Origin of the sequence: Gilliamella sp. B3783 (genome assembly GCF_026536125.1) — a bacterium.
GTDB lineage: Bacteria > Pseudomonadota > Gammaproteobacteria > Enterobacterales > Orbaceae > Gilliamella.
The window spans coordinates 22,793-34,773 of sequence record NZ_JAFNOU010000007.1; the positions used below are offsets into that span (position 1 = coordinate 22,793).

Annotated in this window: 7 protein-coding genes; 2 read left to right on the forward strand and 5 right to left on the reverse strand. The window is 36.9% G+C overall.

Annotation, left to right across the window (positions count from 1 at the left end; genetic code table 11):
• Positions 1-19 precede the first annotated feature (19 nt).
• The 3 genes from J3U59_RS08050 to J3U59_RS08060 are packed head-to-tail and all read right to left on the reverse strand — an operon-like array spanning position 20 to position 4,309.
• Positions 20-1,246 carry an OFA family MFS transporter gene (locus tag J3U59_RS08050; protein WP_267333849.1) on the reverse strand — a complete coding sequence of 409 codons (1,227 nt, stop codon included), beginning with the start codon at positions 1,244-1,246 and terminating at the stop codon, positions 20-22.
• A complete protein-coding gene (locus J3U59_RS08055; protein WP_267333850.1) occupies positions 1,230-3,686 on the reverse strand; it encodes a flavocytochrome c in 2,457 nt (818 codons plus the stop codon). Before J3U59_RS08055 ends, J3U59_RS08050 begins: the two co-directional genes overlap by 17 nt.
• A complete protein-coding gene (locus tag J3U59_RS08060) occupies positions 3,683-4,309 on the reverse strand; it encodes an NADPH-dependent FMN reductase (protein WP_065798237.1) in 627 nt (208 codons plus the stop codon). Before J3U59_RS08060 ends, J3U59_RS08055 begins: the two co-directional genes overlap by 4 nt.
• 242 nt (positions 4,310-4,551) lie before the next feature.
• On the opposite strand from J3U59_RS08060, the gene J3U59_RS08065 reads away from it, so the two are divergent.
• Entirely contained in the window at positions 4,552-5,478 is a 927-nt protein-coding gene (locus tag J3U59_RS08065; protein ID WP_267333851.1) for a LysR family transcriptional regulator, read from the forward strand.
• Between the two features lie 51 nt (positions 5,479-5,529).
• Here J3U59_RS08065 and J3U59_RS08070 read toward each other — a convergent pair whose 3' ends face one another.
• Complete coding sequence (locus J3U59_RS08070; RefSeq protein WP_267333852.1) at positions 5,530-6,450, reverse strand: FAD:protein FMN transferase; 921 nt, start codon at positions 6,448-6,450, stop codon at positions 5,530-5,532.
• A 318-nt stretch (positions 6,451-6,768) separates the two neighbouring features.
• Between J3U59_RS08070 and J3U59_RS08075 the strand changes: the two genes are divergently transcribed.
• Positions 6,769-7,854 carry a 3-deoxy-7-phosphoheptulonate synthase gene (locus J3U59_RS08075; RefSeq protein WP_267333853.1) on the forward strand — a complete coding sequence of 362 codons (1,086 nt, stop codon included), beginning with the start codon at positions 6,769-6,771 and terminating at the stop codon, positions 7,852-7,854.
• Positions 7,855-7,903: 49 nt separating this feature from the next.
• On the opposite strand, the gene purL is transcribed toward J3U59_RS08075, so the two are convergent.
• The gene (purL, locus tag J3U59_RS08080) at positions 7,904-11,806 is read right to left on the reverse strand and encodes a phosphoribosylformylglycinamidine synthase (RefSeq protein WP_267333854.1); all 3,903 of its coding nucleotides are present in this window, start codon (positions 11,804-11,806) and stop codon (positions 7,904-7,906) included.
• Positions 11,807-11,981: the final 175 nt, after the last annotated feature.

Below are 11,981 nucleotides of genomic sequence, written 5' to 3' on the forward strand. Positions count from 1 at the left end.
CTTAAATGCGAACTTATTATTAATTGTTCGATTGTCTTTGTTTAGTAAATTTATAAATCATGTTTAACACTAAGCCAACAAAGGCTACAGCGATCGCAATATAAAATGCGTAAGTATAACTGCCATTATTATTGATAAGGATATCCGCCGTTAATTTTGGTGCAAAAAATGCCGCTGAAGAATAACCCACAAAAATAATACCGTAGTTAACACCTTGGTGAATCGGTCCATAATTTTCCATAACCATTGGTGGGAACACGCCCATCACACCACCAAAGCATAAACCAAGCGCGATAATTCCTATTGCAAATCCGGCTTGTGTTGGAATAAATAAAAATGCCATAAAAGCCAAAATAATTACCGAAAAGATAATATCTAATGTTCGATTACGACCAAGTTTATCCGATACCGTTCCCCAAACAACTCGCCCAGCACAATTACTTAATGAATATAAACTGACATAAAATGCTGCTGCCACAGAAGATAGCCCAAACATGTTTTGCCCAATACTCGATGCATTCGAAGCTATCATCAACCCAGAAAATGCACCAGTACCTAACATAAAAAATATGAGGTAAAAATATGGCGTTTGTAGCATTTGTTGCCAATTTTTGTTAACAATAGGCGCATTTTGTTGGCTGTGTGCTTGAGTCCAACCTTGCGGTTGATAATTAGCGGGTGCTACCTTTATAAAGAAACTGGCAACAATAACCACAGCTATGTAGGTACAACCTAGAATTTGGAAAGCATATAGCACATCAAAACGCTCAATCAAATGGTTACCGATTGGTGCTGATATAATTGCAGCGCCCCCCATACCTGCTGTAATGATACCTGAAGCGAGACCTTTTTTATCAGGAAATAATTTAATGGTATTACTTAAACAGCCCGAATAAGCAAGCCCTTGACCAAAGCCACTTAATAAGCCATAAGTCACATAAAGCATTAGTGGACTGGTCACATAACCCGTCAGAAAAAAGCCTAGTCCAAACAGCAAACCACCTAAAACACTAGACCATTTAGCTAATCCTCTATCCGTTAAAAAGCCACCTAAAATCATAGGAATTGGGCCAACAGCTGAATTAATAGCAAACGCTGTCATCACCTCTGACATACTCCAATTTTTAGCGGCACTTAAAGGACCGGCAAAAACACTAAAAGCATAAATCGCACCAGTACAAAGCAAGATTGATGTTGATGCTATCAGTACAAGCCATCGATTGAGATTTCTAGTTTGTTGTTCCATGTCCAGACTCCATTCTTGACTTGATATCTTTCAAAGCAGTTTTTCCCGCAATTCGTCCAAAGGTAAAAATATCGGTTAGTGAATTACCACCCAATCTATTACCCGCATGGATACCCCCAGCTACTTCTCCTGCCGCATATAAGCCAGAAATTTTTTGTCCTGATTTATCCAAAACATGGGTTTGTGTATCGATTTTTAGTCCACCCATTGTATGATGCACCGCTGGTTTTCTTGGTGTTGCATAAAATGGAGCGACTTCTACTTTCAAATCAAATACATCTTTACCAAATTCAGGATCATACCCAGCATCAGCATACGCATTATAGTTGGCAATCGTTTGTTTAAAAATATCAGCATCCATTCCCAGTTTTTCGGCCAATTCTTCTAAAGTGTCTGCACAAAATAGCGTACCAGCCGCAATTTGCTTATCAATTTTTTCTTGTGATGTGTTGTAAGCCGTCTTTTTGATTTCTTCATCAGCTATTAAATAAAATAATCCACCATTATCAATAGCGGCTTGTGTAAGTTTGTCTCGGCTGCCATATTCATTAACAAAACGTTTTCCTTGCTTGTTAACCATAATGAAATTTTGTGGTGGAACTTGTAACCCACTAAATAATGCCCCAGTCTCTGGGTCAGAAACAGGCATCATTTGTGAAAAGCCCATACCAACCAGATCCGCACCAACACTTTGTCCTAACAAAATACCATCACCAGTGATTGCCGGAGAATTAGAGGTTTTAATATTGTCATCAATTTCAGTCCAATAAGTGTTATACTCTTTGAGCATTTTGGTATTAGCACCAAAACCACCCGATGCCAAAATGACAGCATCGGCTTTAACGGTAACTTTTTTACCATTTAAGCCTTGTCCAATTACCCCAGACACATGCCCATCTTCAACAATTAACGATTTAACAGCCGTATCGGTTATGATAATTCCTCCCTTATCTTCTACATATTTTTGCAATGCAGAAACATAAGCATAACCTTCACTTTTTAACGGTTTATGACCTCGACGCCATAAAGCTCCTACTGGCATAGTGACATCATGTTTATCAAATTCAACACCAATATTTTCAAGCCATTTAACCGATTCTAGCGCCTCATCAGTCAAGATTTTAACCAGATCATATTGTCCATAAATTACATTTCCTAATTGGTCGGTACGCTTACCGCCAAGATAGGTTTGAATACGATGAAGTAGTGCCGAATCAAATAGGTAACCGGTTTTACCTTTATTTTCTGATAAATAATCATTAATTTGCTGTTTTAAGCTTCTAAAATCTTGCAAATATTCAGGATCAATCACGGACTCATCAATTGCTACTATTTCAGATAAAGTATGGCTTTCGCCCGCGATAGCATCGAAAGTATTTTGCCATTTAGGATTGGCGGCATTCATTGGACCACCAGTACGGACAGTATTCCCACCAACGGCTGGAAATTTTTCAACAACGACAACGCGCTTGCCTTCTTGTAAAATACTTGCCGCGGCTGATAATCCTGCACCACCAGCACCAACCACAACGACATCTGTTACATATTGCGCATCACTATTATCAAGCGCGCTTGGTGCTTTTGGTCTTTTCCTTAATACATCAGGATTAGCACCTGCCATTTTAATGGCTTTTGCCACACCATCAATAACACCATTACTTGTAACCGATGCACCAGAAATCAAATCGACATTCAGTGTCTGACCTTCAAGGATTTGAGATGGAATACGTTTAAACACAACGTCAGCAATACCTTCTGACTCGCCTTCGGTATCAATATCAATCGATTCAATGCGGTCAGTTGATAAAGTAACAACCATAGGTAAATCGCCATTATGACCCGGTGCTGTTACACAATATTTACCTGGTTCATACGAGATTTCTTCCGGCACATTAAGTAAATTGACAACTTGAGTAAATCGCAAAAAACGTAAAAAACAGCTTTCTAAAAAATCGACTGTTCGTTCTGATTTAAGATTGCCTTGCTCATCAAAAGCTTGATGGGCTCGACCCAGTAAAAATTCAGAGCCCGGCATAACTGTTGCATTAACCCCTGGCGCATCAAGGATTTGACGTAAATGTAATTGTGCTCGAGAAGAGCCTTGTACATCATAAGATGCACCAACAATCATAACCGGTTTACCATCAAACGGATGCAAATTAAATGACAACCATTCAATGATACTTTTTAAGGCCGATGGAATCGAATGATTATGCTCTGGCGTGGCAAGAATAACACCATCTGCTTGAATAATTTTATTATTAAAATTCTGAATGATAGGACTATTAGATTGGTCATCTGATTCATTAAACATTGGAACATCGGTCAACTCTAATATTTCAATTTCGGCTTTATGACTAAAATGTTTTTGCATAAATTGCAATAACATGCGGTTATAAGATTCTTGAGCATTTGTTCCTACTATACCAATAAATTTCATAACGATGCTCCTTCTTCTGCGGCCTGTTTCCAACTAAATTTTTTATTTTGATCTGTATTAATTTTTGCTGTTTTGAGTAATTGATTAGTAATGGACACAAATAATAAAAATTCATCAAAGCATTCATCTAACTCTTTGACTTTATCAGCATAAACAAGATTACCTTGATCATCAAAAGCCTGTAACGACTGCCCTAATAAAAACTCCGAGCTTGGCATAATTCGTGCTTTTAATTCTGGCGCATCCAAAATTTGGCGTAAATGAGCCTGTGCCCTTGATGACCCCAACATACCATGTGAAGCACCGACAATCATTACACATTTATTAATCAGAGGGCGGGTAGTATAAGACAACCACTCAATAACACTTTTCAACGCAGCGGTAATGGAATGATCATATTCGGGAGTAGCAATAATCACACCATCTGCGGCTAGTATTTTATCCGATAGCTCTTTTACTGCTGCTGGCGGAGTTTTATCCTTAGGTTCATTAAATGCTGGTAATGATTTAATTTCACAGACCTCAATTTCTGCTTTCTCGGCAAAATGCGTTCGCATAAAATGCAGTAATTTTCTATTAGTAGAACGATCAGAATTCGTTCCGACTATAGCAACAAATTTCACTTTAAAACCTCACTTAGTACCTTGCGGCACAATTTTGTTAATATTTAATTTTCGTAATACAAATTCTTTAGCTAATCACACAAAATGGTAAAATAAATTCTTGTTCTATTAATTATGTTAATTATTGTGCAATATGATTTGTTATCTAGTGTAAAATAGAAAAAAATATTTGTGAAATAGCTGATTAATTATGGGGTTATAACTAATTTGTTATAATCTTAAAAAGGATGAAAACAAGCGGAATGGCTAAAATTAATTCACTAATAATGCTGCAATATATTGATGTTTTAGTTAAGCATGGTAATTATACCAAAGCAGCACAAAACCTTTATATCTCGCAATCTTACCTAACACAAACCATAAAAAAAATAGAAAATGAACTAGGTATTGAAATCATCAATCGACAAACCGTCCCATTACAGTTAACCGAAGCGGGAAAAATTTATTATGAATATCTCACGTCGTTAGTCAACAAACAGGAACAGTTTAGAAAAAAAATCCAAAAATATACTGATACTAACTACACAGCAATTCAAATCGGTGTATTGCCAAGCTTAGGAACCTACTTATTACCTCTAGTTCTACCTGCTTTTATGCAAAAATATCCCAATATTAAAATCGAATTACATGAATATATGCCCAAAAATAGTGAAGAAAAAACCATTAACCAAACTCTCGATTTTTTTATTGGGCAAAATCCTGAAACAATATCCCCAAATTTAATTAGTCATAAATGTGGTAAACATCATTATTATGCACTTATACCAGAAAGTTCTAAACTTTATCGAAAAAAAACAAGTAATATTGAATGTAATCATTCTTTTATAAAAAAATTATTGCAAGAAAAACTTATTCTAACGTCTCACGGTTCAGGTATACGACAACAAATTGAATACCTCATTGCAAAATATAAGATTAAACCCGATATCGTACTTGAAAGCAGTAACATTTTTACTCTTGTCGAATTAGCAAAAAAAGGAATGGGGGTGACGTTTATTCCGGAAAGTGTCAATATCTGCGGAAAAACTGGCGATTTAGCATATAATTTGATCCCCCTACCACTAGAATTCATCTCGTTAAGTTATTTCATTGCATATTCAGCAAATAAAATGCTTAGCGTGGCTGAAAAAGAATTCGTCAACCTTTTCGTCTCTTCTTTTAATCAATAATACAAAGATGAAAACTAAACGAGTGTTAACGCGGTAACATCATATAAATACCTAGATCAATAGACCATTAGAACTAGCATATTCATGATTTTTGGTGATAACTATCCCTTCGATATGGTCAATTTTATTTATTTGCTTAATTACCTGTTGAGCAGAATAACCATATAATTGTGTAGTCCATATTTCGCCATCTATAGCATGCTCAGTCACAATAGTAATACTTTCAATATCGGTTTCAACAGGATAACCTGTTTGACTATCAAAAATATGATGATAGGTTTTACCATTATAGTTAAATGTTCTTTCATAGATACCAGAAGTCACCACTGATTGATTTTGAATCTTCAAAACAGTAATCACATTGCCTCTGGTTAAGAAGGGATTTTGAATGCCTACTCGCCAATATCCATCATCATGAAAAGGACACGCCCCAAATGTTAAGACATTTCCACCTAAATCAATATACGCTGCGTGAGCGTTTTGTTGTTTAAAAAATTCAATAACTTTATCAGCAAAATAACCTTTGGCTAACGCACCTAAATCGATTGCCATTCCAGAATGCTTTAACAACACAGATGAATTATCTTCATCTAAAAGAATATCATTAGGGTTAATGAGTGTTAAAAGCTGATTGATTTCTGAAACAGAAGGATATCTAGCATCACTAAAGCCAACCCGCCACGCTTGAATAAGTGGTCCTATTGCAATATTTAAAAAACTATTTTTTGCTAAACTCTGAGTTTTGCCTATTTTTATTAATCTAAAAAGATCAGATTGCAGTTTTACGGGTTTAATACCCGCATTAAGATTAACCTGCATTAATTGAGAATCTAAGCGATTAGCACTAAAGCGCTGTTCGTAGTCGATTAACATTTTTTGAGCTTGATTCAATAAGTGTTCAACCTCATCATGTTCTAGCCATATTTGAATCTTCGTGCCCATCAAATTAAGCAAGCGCTTACCTTGGTTCATTTTGCTTTGTTCCTAAAATTAATATCTTAATACCTTACAATGATAAAATAGGAAAATCTAGCCATCACCAAAGACTTGTTAATAATAAATCATTTCAAACATATAAAGTGTAAATATTTCATTACAATAAAGTGTAAAATAGCTTTTCTGGTATAGAAAAAATCAAAAAAACATCGATTATACCAACATTAAATTATTATCTTTGTAAAATTCACAAAATATCATTTACTATAATGTAATTTTGTGTTTACATATTAACCGTTAATTGTAATATTTTTTTTACAAAAAAGTTTAAATGATTTTAACTAGGAAAATACAATGTTAAAAGACACACTGAATAATGTTCGAATTCGAGATGAACACATGCTCATTACACCTGATGAAATAAAAAAACTTTATCCATTATCAAGTGAGTTAGAAAAACAAATTAGTTTATCTAGACAAACAGTCGTTGATATTTTAGAACGCCGCGATCACCGGCTACTTGTTGTTTGTGGCCCTTGCTCAATTCATGATACCGATGCTGCAATTGAGTATGCGCATCGATTAAAAAAACTTTCAGATGAAGTAAAAGATAATCTATTTATTGTGATGCGTGTTTATTTTGAAAAACCAAGAACCACCGTTGGTTGGAAAGGCATGATCAACGATCCACATATGGATAGTTCATTTGATATTGAATATGGTCTAAAAAAAGCACGAAAATTATTACTGGATATCGCGCAAATTGGCTTGCCAATGGCAACAGAAGCTTTAGATCCTAACACTCCACAGTATATCGGTGACTTAATTAGTTGGTCTGCTATCGGTGCAAGAACCACTGAATCACAAACACATCGAGAAATGGCTTCTGGATTATCGATGCCAGTTGGTTTTAAAAATGGAACAGATGGCAGTTTAGATGTTGCAATCAATGCGATGAAATCAGCGTCTATGGCACATCGTTTTGTTGGTATCAATCAACAAGGGCAAGTTACTGTCCTACAGACAATGGGTAATCCACACGGGCATGTTATTTTACGTGGTGGAAAAACGCCAAACTATGATGCTCAAAACGTATCATTATGTGAAATTCAAATGAAAAAAGCCGGTTTAGTACCAAATTTAATGATTGATTGTAGCCACGCTAATTCCAATAAAGATTATCGTAATCAACCAATTGTAGCTAATTCAATTATTGAGCAAATTGAGAACGGTAATAATTCAATTATTGGCGTTATGATTGAAAGTAACTTATTTGAAGGTAATCAATCGTCAGAACAACCAAAAGAAAACTTTAAATATGGTGTATCGGTTACTGATGCTTGTATTAATTGGGACAGCACTGATGAGTTATTACGAAAAATGAATAGCTTGTTAGCTGAGCCTTTATTAAAAAGACAACAACAACCAATAACCGCTTAATTGGTTGAAAACACATTATCGCCGACTTTTATCGGCGATAATTTTTATGTTAACCTAATTGCCGACGAGCGTTACGGAATATCCGCATCCATGGGCTATCTTCCCCCCAATTATTAGGGTGCCATGAATTACTTACCGTTCTAAATACCCGCTCTGGATGCGGCATCATAATTGTTGCGCGTCCATCTTTAGATGTCACAGCAGTAATACCATTAGGTGAACCATTTGGATTAGCCGGATATTGCTGGGTAACTTGACCAAAGTGGTCAATATAACGCACAGCAACAAGTTTGGCTGCCTCTAAATGAGTTAGATGATTTTCGTCATTAACTTCAACCTGTCCTTCCCCATGTGAAACTGCAATTGGCATATGACAACCCGCCATATCAGTAAAGAATAAAGAAGGGCTTTGCTGAATCTGCACTAAACTAAAGCGCGCTTCAAAGCGTTCTGATAAATTTCGCACAAAACGTGGCCATAATTCAGCACCTGGAATCAGATCTTTCAAATTAGACATCATTTGACAACCATTACAGACACCAAGTGATAGCGTATCGTTACGATTAAAAAACTGTTCAAACTCATGACGAACACGTTCATTAAAAAGCACTGATTTAGCCCAGCCTTCACCGGCCCCTAACACATCACCATATGAGAAGCCACCACAAGCAACAACGGCTTTAAATTGATCTAAACTGGTGTCACCAGCAAGTAAATCGGTCATATGCACATCGATTGCAGCAAAACCAGCCCGATCAAAGGCGGCAGCCATCTCAACATGTGAATTTACACCTTGTTCACGTAAAATAGCGACTTTAGGTTTTATACCTTTGGCTATAAATGGGGCTGCTATATCTTGCTGTGGATCGAATGTTAATAACACATTTAGACCCGGATCGTTTTCATTTTGTTTTGCCTGATGTTCTTGATCGGCACATAGCGGATTATCACGTAAGCGTTGCATCTGCCAAGTGGTTTCTGCCCACCATGTTCTTAACGTTAAACGTGACTCACTAAAAACAACTGCTGATTGATTTCGAATAATAAACTGCTGCCCAACTTTAGCACTACCAAGCACTTGCACGCAGTGAGATAAATTAAACTGCTTAAAGCACGCCATTACCTGATCTAAGTGACTATTTGCAATTTGAATAACAGCACCTAATTCCTCATTAAACAGCGCGGCAATCACATCATGACCTAGCATCGAAATATCAACATCTATACCACAATGTCCAGCAAAAGCCATCTCAGCTAAGGTAACCACTAAGCCGCCATCTGAACGATCATGATAGGCAAGCAATAAATGTTGATTCACTAGCATTTGCATAGCTTGATAAAAACCAGCCAACGCTTTAGCATCATGAACATCTGCCGTTTTTTGACCTAAATGGCGATAGACTTGAGCAAGGGCTGTCGCACCAAGAGCCTGATGACCTTTTGATAAATCGATAAATAATAATGTATTATCTTGATCTACACAAAGTTGAGGTGTAACAGTTTTGCGAACATCTTCAACCCGAGCAAAGGCCGAAATCACCAATGATAACGGCGAAGTTACCGATCTTTGTTCACCATCTTGCTGCCAAGTGGTTTTCATTGACATGGAATCTTTTCCAACAGGAATAGCAAGTCCCAAAGCCGGGCATAACTCTTCACCAATAGCTTTCACTGCTTGATAAAGTCCGGCATCTTCGCCTGGGTGACCGGCAGCGGCCATCCAGTTAGCCGAAAGTTTAATTCGTTTAATATCACCAATATTCGTTGCTGCAATATTGGTAATCGCTTCACCAACAGCTAACCTTGCTGAAGCGGCAAAGTTGAGTAATGCAACTGGCGCACGTTCACCAATTGACATTGCTTCACCATAATAACTATCTAAACTCGCTGTGGTAACAGCACAATCAGCCACCGGTACTTGCCATGGACCGACCATCTGATCACGTGCCACCATACCCGTGACAGTTCGATCACCAATAGTAATTAAAAATGTTTTTTCAGCAACTGTTGGTAAATGTAACACACGTTTTACCGCATCATATAAATTAATGTCAGAGGTTGAAAAATTATCACCATGAGCTTGATAGGTTTTTACATCGCGTAACATTTTCGGTGTTTTACCTAAAAGAACATCTAAAGGTAGATCAATAGGATTATTGTTAAAGTGATTATCATGCAAAACCAACGTTTTATTTAACGTTGCACTACCAATTACAGCATAAGGCGCACGTTCTCGCTGACACAATTTATCAAAGAGCACCAAACTTTCGGGGCGAATAGCTAGCACATAACGTTCTTGTGATTCATTACACCAAATTTCTAACGGTGACATGCCAGGCTCATCGTTTAAGATATTTCTCAATTCAAATTGACCACCACAACCACCATCATTAACAAGCTCCGGCATGGCATTAGATAACCCACCCGCCCCAACATCATGAATAAATAAAATAGGGTTGTCATCGCCTAATTGCCAACAGCGATCTATCACTTCCTGACAACGACGCTCCATTTCAGGGTTATCACGTTGTACTGAAGCAAAATCCAGATCAGCATCAGATTGACCGGATGTCATTGAGGATGCGGCTCCGCCACCTAATCCGATATTCATAGCAGGTCCACCTAAAACAATCAATTTAGAACCTACCGGAAATTCACCTTTTTGAATATGATCACGACGAATATTCCCTATTCCTCCCGCAAGCATAATGGGTTTATGGTAACCTCTAACCTCTTCACCATTGTAACTATTTACCTTTTCTTCATAAGTACGAAAATAGCCCAATAAAGCAGGACGACCAAATTCGTTATTAAAAGCAGCCCCACCTAAAGGTCCGTCAATCATAATATCAAGCGCACTCACGATACGATCAGGCTTACCAAAATCATATTCCCAAGGTTGAACAAAATCTGGTATACGTAAATTTGATACTGAAAAACCAACTAATCCTGCTTTTGGTTTGGCGCCGCGCCCTGTCGCACCCTCATCTCGAATTTCACCGCCACTACCGGTTGCCGCTCCTGGCCAAGGTGATATTGCTGTTGGGTGATTATGCGTTTCAACTTTCATTAAAATATCTGCATATTCTTGAGAATAGCTATAGGTTTTATTTTCGTTATCAGCAAAAAAACGTCCAACCATAGAGCCATCCATCACCGCTGCATTATCTTTATAAGCCGAGGAGACATAATCAGGTGTGCTTTCAAACGTATTTTTGATCATTTTAAATAGCGATTTAGGCTGCTTTTTGCCATCTATAACCCAATCAGCATTAAAAATTTTATGTCGACAATGTTCAGAATTCGCTTGTGCAAACATATAAAGTTCAATATCGGTCGGATTACGATTTAACTTTTTAAAATTTTCGATTAAATATTCAATTTCATCCGATGCTAATGCTAAACCCAATTTAAGATTGGCTTGCTCTAAAGCTTGTCGCCCCTGCCCTAACAAATCAATGGTAACAACTGGTGCGGGTTGTTCAGTTTTAAATAATTGATCAGCTTGATCAAAACTCGTTAATACCGATTCCATCATCCGATCATGTATTAATGCTGCAAACTCATTTTTTTGGATGTCGGTTAACGCAGAACTCACTTGCACATAATAGGCAATACCTCGCTCAATGCGATGAATGTGCGATAGACCACAATTATGTGCAATATCAGTTGCTTTTGATGACCATGGCGAAATCGTACCGGCTCGAGGTGTAACTAAAAAGAGTAATTTACTGTCTTTATTTTGAATATCGATTTGGGCATTTTTAGAACCATATTGCAACAAACTTTCGAGCGTAGATTGTTGATCCGCTGTTAAATCACCAAACAAGTCAATAAAGTGAATGTATTGCGCTTCTAAGTTAATAACAGGAATCGATGTTTCACGGCAAGTTGATAAGATTTTACTAATACGAAATGCAGATAGAGCAGAACAACCAGCTAAGATTTTCATGTAAGTTACTCTTTTTAAGCCAAAAATAAGTAAAAATAGAGCAATATTATAAAAGAAAGTAACCCAAGTGGCTATCTTAAATAGTGTATAAAAATTTTTTTTGTTGGTAAAACCAACTAGCCTTTCATCATAAAAAACACGAAATAAAATGCAATTATTCAACTATTTCAAACTA

What these genes read in the sequence shown, in the direction of transcription:
- J3U59_RS08050 (WP_267333849.1), bottom strand. Translation starts at nt 1,246, where the DNA reads ATGGAACAACAAACTAGAAATCTCAATCGATGGCTTGTACTGATAGCA.
- J3U59_RS08055 (WP_267333850.1), bottom strand. Translation starts at nt 3,686, where the DNA reads ATGAAATTTATTGGTATAGTAGGAACAAATGCTCAAGAATCTTATAAC.
- J3U59_RS08075 (WP_267333853.1), top strand. Translation starts at nt 6,769, where the DNA reads ATGTTAAAAGACACACTGAATAATGTTCGAATTCGAGATGAACACATG.
- J3U59_RS08065 (WP_267333851.1), top strand. Translation starts at nt 4,552, where the DNA reads ATGGCTAAAATTAATTCACTAATAATGCTGCAATATATTGATGTTTTA.
- purL (WP_267333854.1), bottom strand. Translation starts at nt 11,806, where the DNA reads ATGAAAATCTTAGCTGGTTGTTCTGCTCTATCTGCATTTCGTATTAGT.
- J3U59_RS08070 (WP_267333852.1), bottom strand. Translation starts at nt 6,450, where the DNA reads ATGAACCAAGGTAAGCGCTTGCTTAATTTGATGGGCACGAAGATTCAA.